Annotated in this window: 18 protein-coding genes; 9 read left to right on the plus strand and 9 right to left on the minus strand. The window is 68.8% G+C overall.

What is annotated here, in order from left to right:
* Positions 1–66: 66 nt before the first annotated feature.
* Positions 67–2292 carry a hypothetical protein gene (locus ABZ406_RS09390; RefSeq protein ID WP_357757881.1) on the minus strand — a complete coding sequence of 742 codons (2226 nt, stop codon included), beginning with the start codon at positions 2290–2292 and terminating at the stop codon, positions 67–69.
* Between the two features lie 277 nt (positions 2293–2569).
* On the opposite strand from ABZ406_RS09390, the gene ABZ406_RS09395 reads away from it, so the two are divergent.
* Positions 2570–3712 carry a low temperature requirement protein A gene (locus tag ABZ406_RS09395; protein WP_357757884.1) on the plus strand — a complete coding sequence of 381 codons (1143 nt, stop codon included), beginning with the start codon at positions 2570–2572 and terminating at the stop codon, positions 3710–3712.
* A 15-nt stretch (positions 3713–3727) separates the two neighbouring features.
* On the opposite strand, the gene ABZ406_RS09400 is transcribed toward ABZ406_RS09395, so the two are convergent.
* The 3 genes from ABZ406_RS09400 to ABZ406_RS09410 are packed head-to-tail and all read right to left on the minus strand — an operon-like array spanning position 3728 to position 6032.
* Complete coding sequence (locus ABZ406_RS09400) at positions 3728–4408, minus strand: GPP34 family phosphoprotein (RefSeq protein ID WP_357757887.1); 681 nt, start codon at positions 4406–4408, stop codon at positions 3728–3730.
* Entirely contained in the window at positions 4405–5124 is a 720-nt protein-coding gene (locus ABZ406_RS09405) for an ABC transporter permease (protein ID WP_357757890.1), read from the minus strand. The genes ABZ406_RS09400 and ABZ406_RS09405 overlap by 4 nt, the downstream gene beginning before the upstream one ends.
* Before the next feature lie 26 nt (positions 5125–5150).
* Positions 5151–6032 (minus strand): ABC transporter ATP-binding protein, encoded by an 882-nt coding sequence (locus ABZ406_RS09410; protein WP_357757893.1) that lies wholly within the window; start codon positions 6030–6032, stop codon positions 5151–5153.
* 107 nt (positions 6033–6139) lie between these two features.
* Here ABZ406_RS09410 and ABZ406_RS09415 point away from each other — a divergent pair, with 107 nt between their 5' ends.
* The 3 genes from ABZ406_RS09415 to ABZ406_RS09425 all read left to right on the plus strand — a co-directional run bounded on the left by ABZ406_RS09415 (position 6140) and on the right by ABZ406_RS09425 (position 9021).
* Complete coding sequence (locus tag ABZ406_RS09415; RefSeq protein ID WP_357757896.1) at positions 6140–7288, plus strand: histidine kinase; 1149 nt, start codon at positions 6140–6142, stop codon at positions 7286–7288.
* Positions 7285–7887, plus strand: coding sequence for a response regulator transcription factor (locus ABZ406_RS09420; RefSeq protein ID WP_357757899.1), 603 nt, complete (start codon positions 7285–7287; stop codon positions 7885–7887). The genes ABZ406_RS09415 and ABZ406_RS09420 overlap by 4 nt, the downstream gene beginning before the upstream one ends.
* A 303-nt stretch (positions 7888–8190) precedes the next feature.
* Positions 8191–9021 carry a CPBP family intramembrane glutamic endopeptidase gene (locus ABZ406_RS09425; protein ID WP_357757902.1) on the plus strand — a complete coding sequence of 277 codons (831 nt, stop codon included), beginning with the start codon at positions 8191–8193 and terminating at the stop codon, positions 9019–9021.
* On the opposite strand, the gene ABZ406_RS09430 is transcribed toward ABZ406_RS09425, so the two are convergent.
* The 3 genes from ABZ406_RS09430 to ABZ406_RS09440 all read right to left on the minus strand — a co-directional run bounded on the left by ABZ406_RS09430 (position 9008) and on the right by ABZ406_RS09440 (position 14527).
* On the minus strand, positions 9008–10387 hold the full coding sequence (locus ABZ406_RS09430; protein WP_357757904.1) for a GNAT family N-acetyltransferase: 1380 nt from the start codon (positions 10385–10387) through the stop codon (positions 9008–9010). The two genes, ABZ406_RS09425 and ABZ406_RS09430, sit on opposite strands and share 14 nt — an antisense overlap.
* Positions 10388–10614: 227 nt before the next feature.
* Positions 10615–11874, minus strand: a complete 1260-nt coding sequence (locus ABZ406_RS09435) for a ricin-type beta-trefoil lectin domain protein (protein WP_357757907.1) — start codon at positions 11872–11874, stop codon at positions 10615–10617.
* A gap of 214 nt (positions 11875–12088) precedes the next feature.
* Positions 12089–14527, minus strand: coding sequence for a non-reducing end alpha-L-arabinofuranosidase family hydrolase (locus tag ABZ406_RS09440; protein WP_357757910.1), 2439 nt, complete (start codon positions 14525–14527; stop codon positions 12089–12091).
* 460 nt (positions 14528–14987) lie between these two features.
* On the opposite strand from ABZ406_RS09440, the gene ABZ406_RS09445 reads away from it, so the two are divergent.
* Complete coding sequence (locus ABZ406_RS09445) at positions 14988–16517, plus strand: hypothetical protein (RefSeq protein WP_357757913.1); 1530 nt, start codon at positions 14988–14990, stop codon at positions 16515–16517.
* Position 16518: 1 nt separating this feature from the next.
* Here ABZ406_RS09445 and ABZ406_RS09450 read toward each other — a convergent pair whose 3' ends face one another.
* Entirely contained in the window at positions 16519–17067 is a 549-nt protein-coding gene (locus tag ABZ406_RS09450) for a GNAT family protein (protein ID WP_357757916.1), read from the minus strand.
* A 163-nt stretch (positions 17068–17230) separates the two neighbouring features.
* On the opposite strand from ABZ406_RS09450, the gene ABZ406_RS09455 reads away from it, so the two are divergent.
* On the plus strand, positions 17231–17731 hold the full coding sequence (locus tag ABZ406_RS09455) for a hypothetical protein (protein ID WP_357757919.1): 501 nt from the start codon (positions 17231–17233) through the stop codon (positions 17729–17731).
* Between the two features lie 19 nt (positions 17732–17750).
* Here ABZ406_RS09455 and ABZ406_RS09460 read toward each other — a convergent pair whose 3' ends face one another.
* Positions 17751–18734, minus strand: a complete 984-nt coding sequence (locus tag ABZ406_RS09460; protein ID WP_357757922.1) for a GNAT family N-acetyltransferase — start codon at positions 18732–18734, stop codon at positions 17751–17753.
* A 141-nt stretch (positions 18735–18875) separates the two neighbouring features.
* On the opposite strand from ABZ406_RS09460, the gene ABZ406_RS09465 reads away from it, so the two are divergent.
* The 3 genes from ABZ406_RS09465 (at position 18876) to ABZ406_RS09475 (ending at position 21092) form a co-directional block, all read left to right on the plus strand.
* The gene (locus ABZ406_RS09465) at positions 18876–19403 is read left to right on the plus strand and encodes a carboxymuconolactone decarboxylase family protein (RefSeq protein ID WP_357757925.1); all 528 of its coding nucleotides are present in this window, start codon (positions 18876–18878) and stop codon (positions 19401–19403) included.
* A gap of 317 nt (positions 19404–19720) precedes the next feature.
* A complete protein-coding gene (locus ABZ406_RS09470) occupies positions 19721–20599 on the plus strand; it encodes a hypothetical protein (protein ID WP_357757927.1) in 879 nt (292 codons plus the stop codon).
* Positions 20592–21092: a SigE family RNA polymerase sigma factor gene (locus tag ABZ406_RS09475; RefSeq protein ID WP_357757929.1), complete on the plus strand. Its 501-nt coding sequence runs from the start codon at positions 20592–20594 to the stop codon at positions 21090–21092. The genes ABZ406_RS09470 and ABZ406_RS09475 overlap by 8 nt, the downstream gene beginning before the upstream one ends.
* The last annotated feature ends 29 nt before the right edge of the window (positions 21093–21121 follow it).

Genomic DNA, 21121 nt, shown 5'->3' on the forward strand with positions numbered 1-21121 from the left:
CATAATGGTGTCGGCTGTCCGCTACTCATGGCCGACCTTCTGGGCAGTGCGGCGACACCGGCTCGCTCAGCGGAGGTGGTTGGCGAGCTGACGCACCGCCTGGGTGAACGCCTCCTCCGATTCGCAGGGCCGGTGACCTTTGATCGGCGGCGGGAAGATGTCGCCGGACGGGGGTGTGACTCCGTACGGGTCGCAAAGCCGTCGGTCCACTGTCGCCTCCCGGTCGGACGAGGTGGGTGCCTCGTCGGGACCGTGTGGCGGGAACACGCGGCCGCCGATGGGGTCGGTGTCCCGCCACAGATTGATCCACCGCCAGTCCACCCGGTCGGCGATCTCGTGAATGACCTCGTCGTTGACGTAGGCGGGGAACAGCCGGGCGTACAACCGGCGAAGGGGCGAGCCGTGGGTCAGCAGGGCGATGTGGTTGGTGACGCGCCGTGGCAGTTGGAGCACAGTTGCGGCGAGCAGCACGGAGCCGTGGCTGTGTCCGGTGAGCACCACCGCGTTGCCGGAGTCGACGAGGTGGGTGATCCGGCAGGTCAGTTCGGGGACTGCCCGTTCGGCGTAGCACGGCGGCGCGAACGGGTGCGCGGCTCGGGGCCAGAACGTGCCCAGGTCCCACAGCACGCCCACGTAGCGGCGGAACCTGGGGGTGCGGTAGGCGAAGATCCCGCCGATGATCAGGCTGAGGAAGATGGCGGCGATGAGGTAGCTGCCGACACCGATGCTGAAGTTGACGAAGCTGGCCGGCAGCCCCACGTAGCGCTCGATGAGTTCGTTGGGAGGCGTCGGCAGCAGGCCGAGCGTGACCGCTGCTGTGCCGATTCCGGCCAGGCACGCGTAGAGCACCGCGAGCGGCACCAGTCGCTCGGTGAACCGGGCATGGGCTACGGCTCCGCGTACCTGCCGAAGCCGCGGCCTGGCATCGGTCGGTGCGTCCGGGAAATCGCGAGCGACGATCGCCGACGCGGCACGTATTCGACCCGGTCGGGACACCAGTGACATCACGCCGGCGACGGCCAGCGTCACCAGCACTGCCAACGAGAAGCCGAGGATCGCCCAGATGCAGGCCTGTGGTGGGCTGTTGATCAACGCCTCCGCGGTCGGTGCGCCCCTGTTCAGGATGTCCGACACCCGGTAGAGCAGTTCGGCGGAGAAGGTGAGCGCCAGGCTGATCGCGGCGACGGAGGCTGCCAGGGCGCCGAACCCGAACCCGAACCCGAGCGAGGGCCCGGGGCCCGGCCGTCGATCCCGGTACCGGAACAGTGCCGCCCCCAGTGCGAACAGCAGCACCGCCTGACCGATGCACAACCCGATGACCGTCAGGTTGTAGCCGGGTAGCCCGTTCCTCTCCGGCCAGGAGGCCGAACTGGTCAAAAGGTGAACCCAGACCAGCGCGGTCAGGCCGAGGACGATGATGCGCAGCACGCTGACCAGCCGGTCGAGCCGCCCTTCCGTACGCGCGGACAGGGGTGGAGGGCAGAGCAGAACCGCACACGTGACCAGCAGAAGTCCGGCAGCGGTCGTCAGTGCGACGGTGGCCATCGACAGACCCTGTGCGGCCCGGGCGCTGAGCAGGCTGAGGTCAAGCGTGGCGAACGCCGCCGCGACGTGTATCGAGCGCAGCCGGCCGACCAGCGGTTCGTTGTCCCACCGGCCGACGGCGGTGAGCGGGGGCGCCGCCGGCAGGGGCGGGTCGGCCGCACGGGCGGCGGCGAAGGGGAGTGCCGGGCGGGCGGCGATCACCCACACGAGGCTGATCGCCGCCGCTGGCACCAGCGCGAGCACCGCCAGGCGCAGTCCGGCCGGACGCCCTCCGAGCCAGGAGAGCCAACTTCGTCCGGCCAGGCACTCCGGCGAGGACATGCACTTCCAGGCGATCACATCCAGCGCGACCCCGACGATGCTCAGCACGTACATCGCGGTCAGGGTGAGCGCCAGCAACCGGCAGAGGGCCTTGATCACCGCGTCGGAGCCGGCTCCGGCCGGACGCATCCAGATGGCGAGGTTGATCAGCATGAACGGCAGCAGGATCACCATCGACAGCGTTCGCACCGCGCTGCCCGCCGGCAGGTTGTTCCAGCGGTAGGCCTCCCGCGTCACTCCGTCGGCCTCGCCGCCATCGTGAATGTCCGGCCGGGACCGGTAGAACCCGCCCCGGTGGTCACCCGCCACCTGCTGCGCGTGCGGTTGATTCAACAGGTCGTCCGGGCCCGTCGCGGACACCCCGTGCACCCGCAGTTCCACGAAGCCGTCAGCGCCCGCGCGCCCGTCCGCGTCTCGCTGATTCATCCGGTACCGGCCCCCCGGCGTGTACGCGGCTCACGCCGACCCGCTCGGCTGATCCGACGGCGCCCCGCGTGGCGTCACGGCGTACCCAGGGACTGCCGAAACAACCCAGCGCGGTGGGTTGTGCGCGACGCCGCCGTTCTTCGGGTATCGCGAACGACGACCTGCAAGGCGTGGTACCAATACCCGGATAGGCCAAGCCGGCAGAAATGGGCGGCCCATGTCGACACGGGCAGCAGCGCTGCTTCGAAAGCCTGGGCAACCGCAACGACCGAGCCTGTTGGAACTCTTCTTCGACCTGGTCTTCATCTTCGCCCTCAATCGGGTCTCGCAACGGCTGGTCGAGGAGCTCACCGAGAAGCGAATCGTCCTCACCGAGGCCGGCGAGACGCTGCTGTTGCTGCTGGCCTTCATGGTGCTGTGGTTCGTCACGGCGTGGGTCACCGACCTCTACGACCCGCAGCGGCCGCAGCTCCAACTGCTCGTCTACACGGCCATGCTCGGTGCGCTGGTGATGGCGGTCGCGGTGCCACGCGCGTTCGGTGACAGAAGTCTTGCCTTCGCTGGCGCCTACGTCGCCGTCCACATCATTCGCGGGCTGATCATCGTGCCGATCCTGCGTGGTCACGAGGCCCAGCGCCGAGCGGCCGGGGTGTTCTTCTGGTTCACGCTGTCGGCCATACCGTGGATCGCTGGTGCGATAATGACGGACCTGGCCCGCACCCTGTCGTGGACGCTCGCGATCGCCATCGACGGCACGGCACTGCTGCTGTTCTATCCCGCCCCATGGACCCGCTCCAGCCAGCAGCAGTGGCCCGTCCTGGCCGAGTACATGTCCGAGCGCTACCGACAATTCTTCATCATCGCCCTCGGCGAACTGATTCTGACGACCGGGTCGGCCTACAGTGACACATCCTTCCGGCAGGGTGGAGCGGCGGCGGCCTTCGCGGTCGCATTCATTACCACCGTGCTGCTCTTTCGCGTCTACCTCTTCAAGGCGGGCCAACTGTTGCCCGAAGCCATCAGAGCCGCCGCTGAGCCCCCGCATCTCATCCGGGAGGCGTTCCTCGCGCACGTCCTCATGGTGGCGGGGATCGTCGTCGTCGCCGTGGGCTACGAAATCGTGATCGAACATCCGTTCGGCCACACCAACGCGGCGTGGATTCTCGTTGTCCTCGGCGGACCGATGTTGTTCCTGATCGGGCGGGCCCTGGTGGAACATGCGGTGTTCGACCGGGTGTCCCGTTCTCGGTTCGTCGGCGCTCTGGCGCTTGCCGGCGCCTCGCCGCTCATGATTCCCTTGCCGCCGCTGGCCGTGGCCGTCACCGCAGTCGTCGTCCTCGCCGGCATCGCCGCCACCGACGCCGTCCACGCCCGGGGGAAACCGCCCGAACGGCCGCACCCGCCCAATTCCAGACGGTGAGTCGGCGGATACGCCCTAGCTTCGAGGAAGCACGGTGATGGCCGCGACGGCGCTGTTGACGACGGTTGCCGTCACGGTGCGGGTCACCGCTGCCGCCGCGGCGTCGGCGCCCCAGTTGCCGCGCTCGAGTTCCTTGGCTCGGCTGATCACCGGTGACGTCCAGGGGATTTCGCGGTCGAACTGCGGGAGCGTCCCGCTCGCCGAGAGCAGCGCCGCGAGGGCGGCGACGCGGGCTTGCGGTTCGGCACCCTCCACGAGGACCTGCCGAACGTCGGCGAGCAGGCGGGCCCGCCGTTCGGTCCTGCCCTCGCGCAGGGCCGTCGTCCGGAACAGGCCGAGCACCTTGCGGGGCTCCTGGTCGATGTCGCCTCGCGCGACGAGCCGTTCCAGCACCGGCTTGCGCAGGGCGGGGCCTATCGCGGCCAGGGCGGTCTGCACCCCCCTCGGCTTCTCGGCGAGGTAGTCCCAGGCCGGGCGCAGGAGGTCGTCCGACGGTGGGTGGCCCGCCACGCTGCTGACCCGCCCCCGGTCCGTCGTGGTCAGGTGATCACCGAGGGCGAGGTCGGCGAGGACGGCTCCGCCAAGGACGTAGAAGAGGGTGGTCTCTCCGGCGATGGTCCCGGATCTGGGTTGGAACAGGAGGAGGAGGAGATCTTCCACCAGGGTCGGCGCGTCCGACCGGGGTTGGGTGGTCATCGACGGGGCTCCCAGCGGAAGAGTCGGGTGGCGAAAGCTACGGCGATGACGACCCAGCCGAGCGTGGGCGCCAGCAGGAGCAGGGAGTCGGTCACCGCGACGCCGCCGTTCCAGGCGTTCATAGTCAGTTCGGTGGCCGCGCCGCCGGGCAGCAGCCGTTTGAGCCAGGCGAGGTTCTCGGTGCCGGAGATGCCCACCCAACTGGCCACGGCGATCACCCCGAGAGTAACGGGCAGGGTGGTGACCTGGGCATGTTCGGGGGAGTTGGTCAGCCCGGCCGTGGCCAGCGCCAGGCCGATCATCATGGCCACTGTCGCGAGGACCGCCACCACCAGTAGGGCGATGTTCGCCGGTCCGCCGGCGACCACGGCCAGGGCAATGAGAATCGCTGTCACCTGCACCACGCTGAGGAGGAGTACGGGCAGCAGTAGGCCGGCGAGGATGCCGGCGTCGCTTTCGGCGGTGGAGCGCAGCCGCTTGAGGAAGAGATTCTGCCGCCGGGAGGCCAGGGTGGTGACTGCCGTGGCGTAGAGCCCGAACGCGGCGATCGTGAACATGACGATCGCGGCGATGTAGCCGAGGCTGCCGAGGGCGGCGTAGGTCTCGTGCTGGCGGATGAAGAACGCGCTGACGACCACCGGGATGATGAGGCTGGTGATGAGCACCAGCCGGTTGCGGAAGATCTGGATCAGTTCGCTGGACGCGATGGACAACACCGTGACGATCCTCTCGGAAGAACGAATCAACTGTTGATGGCGCGGAAGACGTCGTCGAGGCGGGTCGGCCCCGCCGCCAGGTCCCGCAGCTCCACGCCGTGGTCCTGCGCCCAGCCGAGCAGGAGGTGCAGGTCCTTCTGCAGCTCGAAGGTCTCGACAGTGACCTTCCCGTCGGCGTCGGCGGCGGCCCGCACCGGCAGCGTCGGCGCGGCTGCCGGGAGGGAGAAGCGGATGACCGAGGGCAGGGTGCGGATCAGCTCGGAGACGGTGCCTTCCCGGTGGAAGGCTCCCTCGTGCATCAGCCCGATCCGGTCCGCGCGCTGTTGCGCCTCTTCCAGGTAGTGCGTGGTGAGCACGATCGTCGCGCCGTTCTCCCGAAGCCGGTCCACCGTCGCCCAGACGGCGTCGCGGGACTGGATGTCGAGGCCGGTGGTCGGCTCGTCCAGGAACATCAACTCCGGGGTGCCGTAGACCGCGGTGGCGAAGTCCAGCCGCCGCTTCTCCCCGCCGGACAACTGCGACACCTTGCGGCCGGCACGACCGGTGAGGTCGACCAGGTCGAGCACCCGGCCGACGTCGTCGGTGCGTCGGGTCAGCCGGCCAATCAGGCCGACCGACTCACGGACGGTCAGATCAGGGGAGAATCCACTCTCCTGGAGCATAACTCCCATTCGTGGACGTACCGCTCGCCGGTCGGTCGGGCTGTGCCCGAAGACGCGTACGGTGCCCGAGGTTGGCCTCCGGTGCCCTTCAATGACTTCCAGGGTCGAGGTCTTCCCGGCGCCGTTGGTGCCCAGCAGGGCGTACAGCTCTCCGGGTCGTACCTCGAAGGAAAGGTCCTTCACGGCGTGAAAGTCGCCGTAGGTGAGGTTCAACCGTTCGACTTCGATGACGGGTGTGGTGGACATGCACCAATGACAGCGCGGGCACGGCCGACCCGTCAGTGGCACCACGTCATCTCCGCATGTGACGTGGTGTCACTGGTCGCGGCTCCTGGCTGCCGGATACTGGCGTGGTGACCGCCCCGCGCTTCACCGAGTCGACGCAGGGACGGCTGCGCCGGCTCAACCTCGCCACGTCACTGCCACCGGTGGTGTTCGCCGCGGTGGTCCTGCTCTGGACCGACGCACGTACCTGGTGGCACCTGATCATCCTGGCGCCGGGGGCCGTGGCGGCCGTGGTGGCCTTCGAACGGTGGACGGCGAACGACCTCGCCAGGGTCGCGCTGCCCAGCCTGATCGTGGCGGCAGTGGTCTGGCCGCTCGGGGTCCTGGTGACCGGCAGCCCCAACGCCTACTGGGGTGTCTGCGCGGTGGGTTCGCTCGCCCTGCGCGAGGTGCGGCGACATCGGGCCCTGACGATGGCCGGGCTGTTCACCTATGTTGCCGCCGTCGGCGCGGCGCGACTGCTGGTGCAGCGGGACGACATCGCCGGCGTCCTGGTCACCTACGTCCTCGTCCCGACCGTCCTCACCGTCGTCGTGACGGTCTTCACAGTGGTGGGAGAGCGGTTCTACGACCTCATCAGTGAGCTCGAACAGACCCGGGAACGCGCTGCGGAACTGGCCGTGGTCCGGGAGCGCGTGCGGTTCGCCAGCGACCTGCACGACATCCAGGGCCACACCCTGCACGTCGTCAAGCTGAAGATCGCCCTGGCCCAGCGGCTGCTGCTGAGCGACAGCGCGCGGGCGGAGAAGGAACTGCGGGAGACGTACACCCTCGTCAGCGACACCATCGCGCAGACCAAGGAACTCGCCTACGCGCAGCGGCGGCTCAACCTCACCGCGGAGATCGAGAACGCGAAGAACCTCTTCGAGGCCGCCGGCATCCGGGTCCGGGTCACGCGGGAGGCCGAGGTCGATGCCCGCTCCAGCGAACTGCTCGGGCAGGTGCTGCGGGAGACGACCACGAACATCCTGCGGCACGCTCAGGCCACCCAGGTGCAGATCACGCTCACCGCGTCAGGCATCACCATCGTCAACGACGGCGTGACCGCCACCACGCCGCCCGAGCTCAGGGGACTGGCGGCGCTGAGGCAACGGGTGGCCGGCGACGGGGGTGAGCTGACAGTGGAACAGCAGGACAAGAGTTTCCTGACGGCGGCGCTCTTCCCACCCGCGCGGGCCGACGCGGCGCCGACGGTCACGGGAAAGGACCGCCAATGACCACCATCGTGCTCGCTGACGACGAGGCGCTGCTGCGTACGGCCCTTGCCGCGCTACTGCCGATGGAGGGCGACATCACAGTGCTCGCCGAGGCCCAGGACGGGCAGACGGCGATCACCGCCACCCTGCGCCACCGACCCGACGTGCTGGTCATCGACCTGGAGATGCCGGGCGTGGACGGCCTGGGCGCGGTCGCCGAGATCCGCCGTGAGCGACCGGAGCAGGTGATCCTCATGCTGACCCGGCACGCCCGCCCGGGCGTGCTGCGCAAGGCGCTGAGGCTCGGCGTCCAGGGCTTCGTCAGCAAGTCCGCCGAGCCGGCCCACATCACCTCGGTCATCGCCGCCCTGCGCGAGGGGAAACGCTGGATCGACCCGGACGTGTCCGCGCTTGCCGTCACCGAGGACAACCCCCTCACCGACCGTGAGGCCGACGTCCTGCGGGTCACCGGCGAGGGCTATTCGGTCGCCGACATCGCCGCCAGGCTCCACCTCGCTCCGGGTACCGTCCGCAACTACCTCTCCAATGCGATGCGCAAGACCCAGACCCGGACCCGGCACGAAGCGGCTCGCTACGCCCGCGAACACGACTGGCTGTAACCACCAGGCGCCCGACCGGCGTCGGACCCGCGGTGCCGACGTGAGGCAGTTGGGACGCGTACGTCGAAATGTCACTGTGAGGTGGTGACGCGGTGTCACTGCCGGGAGGCGGCGATCAGCGCTGCAATGGGATGTCCACCAATGCGGAAAGGACCATCCCCGATGAACGCCCCACGATCCGACGGACCCTGGCAGGGGACGGGACGCCCGAGCCCTTCTGACGCGGGAGGCGGTCGCCTCCTGACGTCGGAGCAATCCGGGCCGGCCGTCGACAGCTCCCGACCCTTCGGCGCCCACCTGCGCATGAGCTGGTGGAAGCCGCTCGTGGTCATCCTCGTACCGCCGCTGGCGATGCTGGTCCTCCAGGTGCTGCTCTACCAGGTCGTCGGCGTGATCGAGGGCAGCGACGACCCGATGTCGGCCACGCTCACGCCGTTGAAGTTGTTGGCTGTCAACATCAGCATCGGCGCGTCCGGCGTTCTGGCGATCCTGCTCCTGGTGTGGATAGCCAAGGTGCCGTGGCGGAGCCTCATCAGTTTCCCCCGAGCCTTCGACTTCCGCCGCCTGACGTCCTACCTGGTCGGAGCGGCGCTGGTGGTGGGTGCCGGGATCGGTGTCGTGGCGCTTGTCGCGCCCGACTCCCCGGGCTGGACCGCCTTCGGGGTCACCGGCACGACGATCGGCGTGCTGGTGGTCACCGTACTGAGTACGCCGCTACAGTCCGCCGGCGAGGAGCTGATGTTCCGCAGCGCCGTGCTGCCCGCCGCCGCGTCCTGGGTGCGCGCGGTCCGCCCGGCCCTGGTCGTCGGGCTCGTCGTCTCCGGCCTGGGCTTCGCCGTGGTCCACGGGTCGGCCGACCCCTGGCTGTTCGGCTACTACACGTTCATCGGCATCAGCACCGGCCTGATGGCCATCATCAGTCGCGGCATCGAGGCGCCGGTCGCCTTCCATGTCGCGAACAACGTCCTGTTCGGGATCGTCAACACGGTGCTGGCGGACGGCGAGCCCTACGCGATCGACAGGTCCACCGATTCCGGTGACGCGACACTGCTGATCCTCGGCGGCGTCAACATCGCCATGGTGGTGCTGGTCTGGGTGCGTGAGCGGCGCGCCCGGGCCGTCAGTGGTCGGTGAAGGCGTTCACCCAGTCGGGCAGTTGTTCGGACGGCAGGAAAGACTTCAGGTCGCCGACCGTCTGGTTCGCCGTACCCCATACCTCGTACCGGCTCCCTGGGCTGATCGGGGTGCGGTCGAGCAGCAGACCGTGGAGCAACTCCAGCGTGAGGTCATCCACCCGGCCGTGGAGCCGGGCGGTGTGCATCAACGCGAGCAGGCTCTGCCGGCGGGTCTCCGGATTGGGCCAGCGTAACCCTCGGGCGACCCTGGGCAGGACCGCATCGGTATCCGGGTTGTTGTAGACCAGAGCGATCAGTGCGGCCCCGACGTGTTGTTCCCCGCGGTCGAAGGCCGCGTCGACGTCCTCGGGCTTCTGGCAGTCGTTGAGGTTGCTGGCCCGCGCCCAGTCGAGGGCGATGGGCGCGGTGTCGTCGCCCTGGCCGCTGTCGACGTGGTTCCGCGGGCTCAGCGCCTCGGGGACGATGACCAGGTTGGCCATGTCGACGACCGGCCGGTAGCCGAGGGCGGCGTAAATCTTGTTCGAGGTCGGGTTGGCCTGGTCGGTGAACAGGCAGGCCCGTGCACCCTCGGCCTGGATCCGGCGGGAGACCTCGGCGACCGCGTTGCTGGCCCAACCGCGTCCGCGCTGGGACGGCGGTGTGTACACCGGGCCCACGCGGGCTACCCCGAACGACGGCGGGTTGGCCCCGGTGAGGTGCACCGGCTCGCCCGCGTCGTCGACCCAGAACCACAGTCGTCCGGCGCGGAGCCGGCGCAGCAGCTCAGCCCGGTCGAGGGCTTCGTGCGTCCTGGCACCGCGTTGGCGGCCCGACTGTTCGTCGGCGTCGCCCACGAACGCGGCACACCATTGTGTGACCAGGTCCAGGTCGTCCTCGGTCGCGGCCACCAAGCGGCCTGGCACCGGCGGCGGCCACGTCAGCTCGCCGAGTTCGTGCAGCCGGGTGTGCTGGGCGACGTGGACCCGCCCCCCGCCGAGTCGGGTCAGCTCGGCGGCGCACAGCTCGGCGGCGGGCAGGGCCCCGTTCACCGCGAGGACCTCCTCCCCGCGCTCGTGCAACGCGTGCGCCAGCGCGACCGCCGCCTCGCCGGGCATGGGCAGCAGAAACGGCGGGTGGGGAGCATGGGGCGCGGTACGCATCCCGGCGCCGACGACGGCGCCGGAGTCGTCGCTGACCACCAGCCACCAGGTGCGGCCGGGCCGCGAGATTCCCTCGGCCCGCTGCGACAACATCCGGTACGCGATGGTGGTCACTACCGTGTTGACGACCGGATCGGCGCTCAGGTGGTCACCCGCGGCGGCGAGGAATTCGCCGGAATCCGTGCAGAACCGCAGCCGCACTCCGGCCCTCGGGACAGTGCTCATCCGCGTACGCTAGCCACCGCCCAGGCGATGGCGACACCGGATTTCCGCCGTGGCGCGGCCCCTGCGAGCGCTGAGCCGTCCAGGCGGCGGGGTACGCGCCACGAGTGGCGCGCAGGGCCGGGTGGACCCGGCGTGATGCCGGGTCCACCCGGTTCAGATCCTCTGGAACCAGCCCTGCCGCGTGTCGATCTGCACACCCTCGAACAGGTGGTGCAGGTCAAGCATGATCATGATGCGAGGGCGGCGAGCCGGAACTGTTGGTTGGTCTGTCCGTGGCAGTCGTAGAGCTGGATCTGGGCGCCGTTGGCGGTGCTCCAGGCGTCCAGGCACCGTCCGGACTGCACACCACTGATGGTGCCGTTGGAGTTGACGTTCCACTGTTGGTTGGTCTGGCTGTGGCAGCTGTAGATCTGGACTGCCGCGCCGTTGCCGGTGCCGGCGGCGTCGAGGCACATGTTCCCGTACACCTGGAGTTGTTTGGTCGAGGTGTAGGTCCATGCCTGGTTGGTCTGCCTGTTGCAGTCGTAGAGCTGGACCCGGGTGCCGTTGTTGCGTGAGGCGTTGGGGACGTCGATGCAGCGGCCTGACTGTGTGCCGATGATCTCGCTGGCCGCGCCGGGTGGGGTGGTCGGCGGATCGGTCGGCGTCGGGGTCGGGGTCGGGGTGGTCGGTGTCGAGGGCAACAACGGGCACGTGCTGCGGTACGTGACCACGCCGCTGGAGTCCAGCAGCGGGCAGAGGAACTGGCTGTACCGGGCGTCGTTGTCGACGAACATCTTGACGAACGGGAGCATGGTCCGGACCATCACCGGGTTCGACCGTCCGACCATGAATCCATGATCCGCACCGGCGACCTCCAGGTAGACGCTCTCCGTCGTGGCCGGGAGGCTGTTGTACAGGCCGGTGGCGTAGGACGGGGTGACCACCGTGTCCGCCTGTCCAGCGAAGATCATGGTGGGCACCCGGTCGTTGGCCAGGTTCGACGACGGCGAGTACGGCGCGATGCCGACCACTGCCTTCAGCGACGGGCGCCGGGTGGCGGCGCTCAGCGCGCCACCGCCGCCCATGGAGTGACCGGCGACCGCCAACCGGTTGGGGTCGACGCGGTCGCGTACCGGGCTCTGCTGGGTGAGGTAGTCCAGCGCGGCGAGCAGTTGGGTGCCTCGGGCCGTGTCGAAGTCGTTGCGGCTGTTGGTCTCGATGCCGATCACGACGAAGCCGTGGGAGGCCAACCACGGTCCCATCCAGGCCAGTTCGGCCGAGAACAGGGCCGTGTACCCGGGCGAGATCGCGATGGCCCCGAAGGTGCCCTGGCTGGTGTCGGTGGGGTAGTAGATCCGGCCGCCGTTGAAGCCGTACCCGGTCGGGACGCTCACCGAGGTGTTGGCGAAGGGGCCGTTGACGGCGGTGACGCTGCTGCGGGTGGGGTCCGGGCCCCGCTGGTACGGGTTGTCGGCAGCCGAGGCCGACCCGGTCGCCACCGTCATGGTGAACAACCCGACCGCGGCGGCGATCCCGGCCGCGGCGAGCTTGACCAGTCGTCCCCGAAATGGACGGGACGTCCGGCCAGTACCGCTGTTTCCCGGGGGCGGGGGGTGGTGTCCGTGTCCGCGCACTGTCGCTACCTCCTGGTGGTGGGTGGTGTGGGGCGGGCGGGCTCGCAGTGGGTGCGAGCCCGCCCGCCCCGGCGTTCTCCGGTCGTCAGCGCTGCAACGTGAGCAGACCCGGCCGGTACGGCAGGAGGCCGTAGTCGCCGCCGGAGCTGGGGGAACGCCCCTGGTAGAGCAGTTGCAGGTTGCAGGCGTCGACGGTCATGGTCTGATCGGCGTTGCTGCGGATCAGTTCGCCGTGACTGATGTCGTTGGTCCACGTGGCGCCGCTGTTGGCCTTGCCGGCGAAGGGGTTGCTCTCGCTGGCGGCCTGCGGAGTCCACGTACCGCCCAGGCTGGTGGCGGTGAACGAGCGGAAGTAGCGCCCGTTCGCGCCGATCGCCTCGACGAGCATGAGGTAACGGCTCTGCCCCTGGAGCTTGTAGACCTGAACCCCTTCGAAGAGGTTGTTGGTCGAGTCGGTCATGATCGTCGTGTAGTTCGACCCGAAGCTGCCCGGGAAGTTGCCGATGGGCATGCTGGCCCGGTAGATCCTGCCGTTGTCGCCGGCGAAGAACAGGTACATGTTCTGGTCGTCACCGATGATCGCCTGGTCGATCGGGCCGGTGCCGGAGTCGGAGATGCTCCCCGTGAAGAGCGTCTGCGCCGCGGACCAGCTGTTCACGTTCGTCGGGTCGGTCGACGTGCGGTAGGAGAAGGCGGGGCCACCCCACTGGTAGGTCAACACCCAGATGTTGCGCGGCGCGAAGTAGAACAACGACGGCGCCACCGCGGCGAACGGCATCTGGTTCTGCGATGCCGAACCCAGCTGGTTCAGGTTCGAGACGGGACCGAAGTTCATCGAGCCCCACGTGGTGCCCGTGTCGTGCGTCGTGGCGTAGACCAACTGCTGGCCGTTGTACGGCGCGTGGGTGAAGTCCTTCAGCGACACCCACCCGGACCTCGGCTGCGCCAGCGCACTCGTCGAGGACCAGCGGTACGACGACGGAAGGTCACAGGTCCCGCCGGTGGGCGGCGGCGTGGTCGGCGTTGGCGTCGGCGTCTGGGTGCCACCACCGAGGGCGGCGAGCCGGAACTGTTGGTTGGTCTGTCCGTGGCAGTCGTAGAGCTGGATCTGGGCGCCGTTGGCGGTGCTCCAGGCGTCCAGGCACCGTCCGGACTGCACACCACTGATGGTGCCGTTGGAGTTGACGTTCCACTGTTGGTTGGTCTGGCTGTGGCAGCTGTAGATCTGGACTGCCGCGCCGTTGCCGGTGCCGGCGGCGTCGAGGCACATGTTCCCGTACACCTGGAGTTGTTTGGTCGAGGTGTAGGTCCATGCCTGGTTGGTCTGCCTGTTGCAGTCGTAGAGCTGGACCCGGGTGCCGTTCGTGGTCGCGGAGTTGGGCACGTCGACACAGCGGCCCGACTGCGTGCCGACGATCTCGCTGGCCGAGCCCGGTGGCACGGTGGGGGTGGGCCCGGGGGTGGTCGGCGTCGGGGTGGGCCCGGGGCCGGCGCTGTTCAGCGCCTCCAGGGTGGCCGTGTACGCGGCCTTCTTGTTGCCGCTGCAGTCGAAGAGCAGCGGGGTGCCGCTGGAGCGCCACGAGTCACAGTCGCGCACCCCCCACACGGTGAGCCCGTTGCAGCGAGCCACGGCCAGGCAGTCGTTGACCACACTGCGGTAGGTGTTGGCCTGCGTCGTACCGGAGCCCTCGATGTCCAACTCGGTGATCTGCACGTCCACTCCGAGGGCGGCGAAGCTGGACAGCGTCGTGCGGTAGTTGCTGTTGTACGGCGAGTTGGCGTTGAAGTGCGACTGGAAACCGACGCAGTCGATCGGCACGCCGCGGGACTTGAAGTCGCGCACCATGTTGTACACGGCCTGGGTCTTGGCCCAGGTCCAGTTGTCGGTGTTGTAGTCGTTGTAGCAGAGCTTCGCGTCCGGGTCCGCCGCGTCGGCCGCACGGAAGGCCGCCTCGATCCAGTCGTTACCGGTGCGCTGGAGGTTCGAGTTACGACGGGCGCCGCTGTTGCCGTCGTCGAACGCCTCGTTCACCACGTCCCACGAGTAGATCTTGCCGCGGTAGTAGGTCGCGACGCGGGTGACGTGGTTCAGCATCGCGTTGCGCAGCGTGCTGCCTTCCATGCTCTGCATCCAGCCCGGCTGCTGCGAGTACCAGGCCAGGGTGTGGCCGCGGACCTTCCAGCCGCGGGAGATGGCGTGGTTCACGATCCGGTCCGCGTTGCCGAAGGTGAAGTTGTTCTGCTGCGGCTCGGTCGCGTCGATCTTCATTTCGTTCTCAGGGGTGATCGCATTGAACTCGCGGTTCAGGATCGTCGTGTAGGCGCTGTCGTTGAGTTTGTTGGCGGCGACGGCGGCACCGAAGTACCTGCCGGACTGGGCCGCGGCGGCACCGAGGGTCGTCTCGGCGGCCTGGGCCAGATTGGGCAGCAGCGACACAACCAGGGCCAGAATTATCGCGGCCGTTCCGGAAAATGTGAGCGTTCGTAGCCGGGTGCGCCCGGTGGGACGGGTCCGGGAAACCATACGGATCCTCCAGTGGTGGGGGTGGGGTTTGCTGTTGCTGTTCCGGTGCGAGACCCCGTTCGACAGACGGTGGTCACGGTGGTGGTTTCGCCTCGGCGAGCCCTGGACCGCGTCGGGCGTCCGCCCGAACGCGAGTGGGCTGGGCGGCTGGCCAGCGGTTCAAGGATGCTGACGGGTGGACCCGGTCGGCCGCCGGGTAGTGGTTGTGGGTGACGGGCTCGGTCGGTGGTGGATGCGGCCACCTGGCAGTCGGGTGGGGCGGGCGGTGGCCTGAGGCGCCTCCAGTGCTGGAATGATCTTGTTAACGTTCACACTTGTCGATGGCTCTCAGGCTGGCAGAAAATTCCAGAAGTTTCAACCGGTAGTTTCGGTCCTGTTACGGAGCTGGACCACACCCGACGGCGCTGCGACGGCGACGCGTGGATGCCGCGACGACGGGCGTGGGCGTAGGGTGCCGTCGATGGTCGGTGATGCTCGGTCGGATGGGTGTTCGACACCTTCACTGTTGCTGGGCGGGCTGGCGATGAACCCGGCAGCGCCGGCCGACGTGTTGCTCCGGCTCATCGAGGGGTGGCCGGAGGAGGCGTGCGACGGGCTGAGTCGCCGCCGCGAGCTGCCACCGCCGGTGCGGGACGCGATGCTGCACCACCCCTCGCCCAGAATTCGCGGAGCGCTCGCCGCTCACCCGCAGGTCGATCCGTCGGCGCGTACCCGGATGCTTGCCGACCCGGTGGGGTGGATGAGACGTCGCGCGTTCGGCCGGCCCGGTCAGCAATCGCTGCCTGACGAGGTGCTGGTCAGGTTGTTGACCCACCTCGACGGTCCACCCTCGGACACGCCGTTCACCCGCGAGGAGTTGATCGGCGAGCTGTTCGAGGCAATGGGGAACGACAGGCGTCTGTTCCAGCTGGCCGCCACACACCAGCGGTCGGGGGTCCGCCGATTCGTGGCCAATTCCGTGTACTGGCGGGACGAGACGTCGCATCAGGCGCTGCTGAAGGATGAGGCGCCGGAGGTACGGGAAGCCGCCATGGCGTCCGACGCGCACCGCCAGCAGGTGATGGAGCCTGCGGATCTACCGGACCAGCACTCGCACAGATTCTGGTACGTGCTGAGGCGTCCACTGTCCCGGGCGCTTGTCGGTCAGGTGCTCGCCAGCGGCGACGCGGCCGCGCTGCGGGTGATGGCCGAGAACCTGAGCGTCCCGCCGGACGTGGTGGAGACACTGCTGCGTCACCCTGACCCGTCGGTGCGGCAGGCAGTCGCCGGCCGCGTCGACCTGAGCGGCGAGCAGCTTGTCAGGCTCGCCACCGATCCGGCGGTCGAGGTCCGAACCGCGGTCTCCACCCACCCCGGCCTCACCGAACCGCAGCGGGCCAGCATCGACATCGACGTGACGACTGTCCCGGGCGACGGACACTTTGGTTCCTCGGACGTGCGCTGCCGCGACATTCCATCTCGCCAAGGCGCCGCGCCGGGACTCGCGGACGCGCTGCGGTGGGCGCGCTCGGTCAACCCGCTGCTCCGCCGCCGAGCGGCCCGCAACGCTGAGTTGCCGGCGGAACTCGTCACCATCCTCGCCGACGACCTCGATCTGGGCGTACGGGTCCTGCTCGCCCAGCACCACCCGGGCGCGCCGCCGGCACTCCTGCTGCGCTGCTTCCTCGAGTACCACTGCTGCGGCCGGGACCGGTTGACTGAACTCCCGCAGTTTCCCACCGACGGGTTGGCTCGATTCTCCGACGACCCCGACCCGGACGTACGACGGCTCGTCGCCCTCGACCCTCACGCCGACCCCGAACTCGTCGACCGGCTGAGCACCGACCCGGACGCCACAGTGAGACGGGCGATGGCACGTTGCCCACGCCTCCCGGCACCGCGGATCGTCGCGCTTCTCGGAGATCCTGAACTGGCCGAGGCGGCCGCCGCCAATCCGGCCCTGACGGTCGAGCGGATGCAGCGGATCCTGGACAGGATGACAGCCGCCTGACCTATCGATCCCACGAGTCGACGAGGAGAGCGTAGGTGTAGCCGTCCAACCAGCCCAGTTCGGCGTGCCAGGAATCGCCGACGCCGTGCTGCTCACGACGCATGCCGACCTTCTCGAGTATGCGCACCGAGGCGAGGTTGTCCGCGAAGCAGCCGGCGGTGATTCTCCGAACGCCGAGCCGGTCGAACGCGTGCGCCACCAACGCGGTGACCGCCTCGGTCGCGTAGCCGATTCCACAGTAGGCGGGATCAAAGATGTAGCCGAGATGGCCCTCGGTCCGTTGTGGCATGCCCGGTTGACCCATGCCGTCGACGACGTCGAGCGAGACGGTCCCGATCACCACTCCGTCGAGCGTGGCCGCCATGCTGTGGTCGTTGGGGTCTGCGGCCGCGCGTTGCCACGCCGTCCGGAAGGATGCGGGGTCGACCTGTGTCCGGAGTAGCCACCGGGTGACCTGTGGCAGATTGCGGTACTCCAGGATCCGGTCGATGTCCTCGTCCCGCACCGGCCGGAGCTCGAGGCGTTCGGTGCGGACGGTGGTGTTCTCCATGAGGCGGGACGCTAGTGGACGCACGCCCGGTACGCAGGTGCGTTTGCGGCCACCGTCACGGGGGGTCGCCGCGATCGTCACCGGTGCGGCTCGCTCTCCCGGGGGAGCGGAACCGACCCCTGGGAGGGAGGCGTCGCGCCGCTGGCTTGGCGAGAGTGCTGGTATGCCCGCTTTCACAGGCCGCCGGTGGGCGTACGGCGCCATCGCTTGGTTGATCTTTTTCGTGGTATCCCACGTGATCCTGGTGTTCGTCCCCGGTGACGATCCGACGGGTGACGGCCCCTGGAGTATGAGGGCCTACGTGATCTTCAACGTGGTGCTCATCGCGATGTCGGCAGTCGGAACAGCCGTCGTGCTCGCCACAGTGCGCCCGGTGGCTCGACACGTTCCCCGCGGGTTGATCCTGACGCCCCTGTTGGCGGGCAGCGTGCTGCTCGTCGTCCGGGGTGTTCCAGGAATGGTCGAGAATCTGCTGATGGTCACCGGGATCCGTCGCGGCGGCTTCGTGGGGGTAGCGGACATCTCCACCGGAGAGTTCTGGACCGGCATCGGCATCAACAGCTACTTCTTCGCCGGAGCGGTGCTGCTGGTCGGGACGACCATCTCCTACGGCCGCCGATCGGCGGCGAGCGCGGCGATGACATCAGGCGACGCGCCACGTTGAGGCGTGCCGGCGTCCGCGCCTACGGTTGCTCGTCGGCCTCGGGGGTGAGCTGCCGCATCAACACCGCGAAGCCGCGGCCTGACTCGACGAAACCCAGTTTCCGGTAGAGCGCCAGAGCCTGGTGATTGCTGTCGGTGACCTCGAGTCGTAGTTGTCTGATTCCGGCCGAGTGCGCCTGGTGCAGGACGTGCGAGATCATCGCGGTGGCCAGGCCGCCGCGCCGCCAGGGTGCCCGCGTGCCCAGACAGTGCAGAAGCGCCGTCGGTGTGTCGGTGCTGCCGTCGGTGAGCGCGAAGAGGAAGGCGGCCACCGGGTTGTCGCTGGGCTGGGTCTCGGCGAGCAACAGGCAGGAGAGGTCGGGCAGGAACCCCGGGTGTGCGGTGGCGTGCTGGGGCCAGGTGCGCCGGTCTGGTCGGAGCGCGGCCGAGCTGTCGGCGTAGGCCTCGTTGTGGGCGAGCCGGGCCAGTTCGTCGTAGCGCTCGTCGACGGGTGTCAGCACCAGGCCGGGTGGCAGCACGGGGGCCGGCGGCGAGTCCGGCACCGCCAGGACGAGGTCCCGTTGGTGCCGGACCACCGCGAAGCCGTCACTGATGAGCCGCTCGCGGCCGGCCCGGTCGTTCTCGGCGCACCGGGTGCCGAGGACGGCCTTCACGGACCCTCGGTCGTCCCGCAACTGCCTCGCCTGATCGATGAGCCAGTGGTGCAGCTCCGAGCGGACGTCGTCCGCGACCTCGGGATGGAACGCACTTGTCAGGCGAATGCGGAGCACGTCGTCAGCCGTTCCCATGTCGGCAACCTCGCCGTACGCGGCGACGGTGTCGGTGTCATCGCGGCCCACGCGGGTGCGCCCGGCGTTGTCCGGCCCGAGAGTGGCCAGCCGATTGCGGACGTCCTCAGCGCGCTGCTCCAGGCCGACGGGTGCGACCGCCTCGATGCGCCGAAAGAGTGCTGCCAGTGGTGCTGCCTCGGCTGCTGTGGCGCGACTCCACCCCGTGATCCTCATCGAGGATCAGCCTAGGAACGGGTTCGACAGAGGTCAATCGCACGCCGGAGTGTTGAGGGGGTGGGGGAGCTCGGCGTCTGATATGACCCGATGCGCCTGCTCGCCAATTATGATCAGAGAACTATGAGTCGCCTACCCTACGTGAACCCAGCCGACGCGCCCGCCTCGGTCCGCGAGGCGCTGCAGGCCGCGCTTCCCCTGAGCTTTTTCCGCGTCATGGCCCACGCCGAGACCGTGTTTCCGGCGTGGATGGGCTGGGGAGGCAAGCTGCTCAAGGACTTGACCCTCGACCCGCTGCTGCGCGAAGTCGCGATCCTGCGAGTTGCCCGGCTGAGCGACGTCACGTACGAGTGGGTTCAGCACGAGCCGATCGCCCGCTCGGTCGGCGCCACCGACGAGATGATCCACGCGCTCGGGCGCGACGAGATCCAGGCCGTCGCCTTTTCGCCGGAGCAGCTTATTGTCCTGCGTTTCACTACCGAGGTCGTCCGCGACGTCCGCCCGTCCGACGAGACCGTCACCGCGTTGACAAGGCTCCTTACCCCGCGCGAGGTGGTCGAACTCCTGATGGTGATCGGGCAGTACATGATGATCGCCCGGGTCGCCGCGGTGGCGGACCTGGATGTCGACGAGCCGATGGGCGCCACCGTCTACGGTGCCGCCGGTTGACGGATCAGGCGCCGTACGTCCTTGGGGCGTAGAGCGGTCACGGACGTCTCGACGACGCCGACGGCCGCCCGTCAAACAACCTAACCTCCTAGGATGCTGTACGGGTTGTGCGGCCACCGACTCCACGCCGACCCCCGCCTCGGCACCAAGGACATGACGGTACGGAGATGATCGCGCACGTACCGGAACCATCGCCTCGAGTCCGCAGCCGTAGCTGAAATTCACTCCGAAATCCGGTAACCAAATCGGCTGGCCAGCCCGTCTGGTCAGTGACGGATCGCCACTACGGGCGTCCGGGCCGAGGAGGGGTACGGGACATGGGTGACGTCCGAGGGCGTTTCAGGGACGACCTGGCCCGACACCCCGCTCCGCCGTTGGGTGACCTGGTCGAGCAGTCGGTGGTGCAGGGCCGCCGACTGCGCCGCCAGCGCCGCCTTGCGCAGTTCGGCGCCGGCGGGTCGGCGTTGGCGGTGCTGCTCGTGATCGGCCTGATTGCCGGGCCGCTCGGCTTCGGTGCGGATGACGCCGGTCAGCTCGGCGGGCCGAGTGTCGGTGCGCCGGGCGGGGCGGTCGACACCGCTCCGTCGTCCCCGAGCGGCTCCCCGGGTGGGTTCGAGGGGGGCACCGACGAGGAGCAGCAGGAAGACCCCAGTCGGTTGGTGTCGCCAACTCCCTCGACCACGGTGATCGAGACCTTGAGGATGAGCCCGGGGCCGGGGGGGAAGCTGCTGACCACCACACCGCAGGGCGCGCTGGAGCTGCTGATCCGGCTGCTGCCCAGGGGAACGACCAGCGGTTACGCGAGCCTGGAGAGCAGCGGGGCGGGCCCTGGCATGCCGTACGTCCAGCTCTACCTGGACCGAGGTAAAGGGCCCGGCATGGTGCGACTCTCTATCTACCAGGACAAGCTCGGCGGCGACCCCGCCCCGGGGACGGTGGAGCTGACCGAGATCGCCGACAACTGTGTGCAGGACAAGATGGTCACCGTCTACCACCGAGGTGGTCTCCAGATCGATCTGATGATCGCCACCTGTCTGGCCTGGGACGGCAAGGGGGTCACGCCGGCGCTGCCCGTCCTCACCGTGAAGGAGGCGACCGAGGTCGCCGCCAACCCGATGTGGGGGACGAGACTGCCGGCCGAATTCGTGATCAACGGTGCCAAGAGGTTCCCGAAGCTGGCCCAGTCGAATGGCTGACGAAGACTTCGTGGAGTTCGCGCAGGCGGCCGCCGGCCGGCTGCGCGACGCTGCGTTCCTGATGTGCCGCGACTGGCATCTCGCCCAGGATCTCACCCAGACGACGCTGGCCAAGGTGTACGCCAACTGGCGGCGGGTCCGCCGGGCCGACGACCCCCACGCGTACGCCCGCAAGATACTGCTGCGCTGCATGATCGACCTCCAGCGGCGTCGCTCCAGCCGCGAGTTGGCGATGTCGACGCCTCCGGAGCGGGGCGAGGAACATCCGGCCGAGTTGCGCATGACGTTGCTCGACGCGGTCGCCACCCTGCCGTTGCGGGATCGGGCGATCATCGTCCTGCGTTACTGGGACGACCTGAGCGTGGACGCGACTGCCGAGGTCGTGGGTGTCTCCACCGCTGTCGTCAAGAGCCAGAGCATGCGCGCCCTCAACCGCCTGCGCGAGTTGCTCGGCGAGACCCGTTCCGAGTTGTTCGCCGAGGAACGCCATTGACCGGTCCCGTCTGCGGCGGGGGAGCGGCG

The sequence above is a fragment of the Micromonospora sp. NPDC005710 genome, assembly GCF_040630995.1.
Classification (GTDB): Bacteria; Actinomycetota; Actinomycetes; order Mycobacteriales; family Micromonosporaceae; genus Micromonospora.

Bases quoted from the DNA above. Each gene is read 5' to 3' on its own strand.
- ABZ406_RS09420 (WP_357757899.1), top strand. From the start codon at position 7,285: ATGACCACCATCGTGCTCGCTGACGACGAGGCGCTGCTGCGTACGGCC.
- ABZ406_RS09440 (WP_357757910.1), bottom strand. From the start codon at position 14,527: ATGGTTTCCCGGACCCGTCCCACCGGGCGCACCCGGCTACGAACGCTC.
- ABZ406_RS09435 (WP_357757907.1), bottom strand. From the start codon at position 11,874: ATGACGGTGGCGACCGGGTCGGCCTCGGCTGCCGACAACCCGTACCAG.
- ABZ406_RS09430 (WP_357757904.1), bottom strand. From the start codon at position 10,387: ATGAGCACTGTCCCGAGGGCCGGAGTGCGGCTGCGGTTCTGCACGGAT.
- ABZ406_RS09390 (WP_357757881.1), bottom strand. From the start codon at position 2,292: ATGAATCAGCGAGACGCGGACGGGCGCGCGGGCGCTGACGGCTTCGTG.
- ABZ406_RS09410 (WP_357757893.1), bottom strand. From the start codon at position 6,032: ATGTCCACCACACCCGTCATCGAAGTCGAACGGTTGAACCTCACCTAC.
- ABZ406_RS09470 (WP_357757927.1), top strand. From the start codon at position 19,721: ATGGGTGACGTCCGAGGGCGTTTCAGGGACGACCTGGCCCGACACCCC.
- ABZ406_RS09460 (WP_357757922.1), bottom strand. From the start codon at position 18,734: ATGAGGATCACGGGGTGGAGTCGCGCCACAGCAGCCGAGGCAGCACCA.
- ABZ406_RS09400 (WP_357757887.1), bottom strand. From the start codon at position 4,408: ATGACCACCCAACCCCGGTCGGACGCGCCGACCCTGGTGGAAGATCTC.
- ABZ406_RS09445 (WP_357757913.1), top strand. From the start codon at position 14,988: ATGGTCGGTGATGCTCGGTCGGATGGGTGTTCGACACCTTCACTGTTG.
- ABZ406_RS09455 (WP_357757919.1), top strand. From the start codon at position 17,231: ATGCCCGCTTTCACAGGCCGCCGGTGGGCGTACGGCGCCATCGCTTGG.
- ABZ406_RS09475 (WP_357757929.1), top strand. From the start codon at position 20,592: ATGGCTGACGAAGACTTCGTGGAGTTCGCGCAGGCGGCCGCCGGCCGG.
- ABZ406_RS09425 (WP_357757902.1), top strand. From the start codon at position 8,191: ATGAGCTGGTGGAAGCCGCTCGTGGTCATCCTCGTACCGCCGCTGGCG.
- ABZ406_RS09450 (WP_357757916.1), bottom strand. From the start codon at position 17,067: ATGGAGAACACCACCGTCCGCACCGAACGCCTCGAGCTCCGGCCGGTG.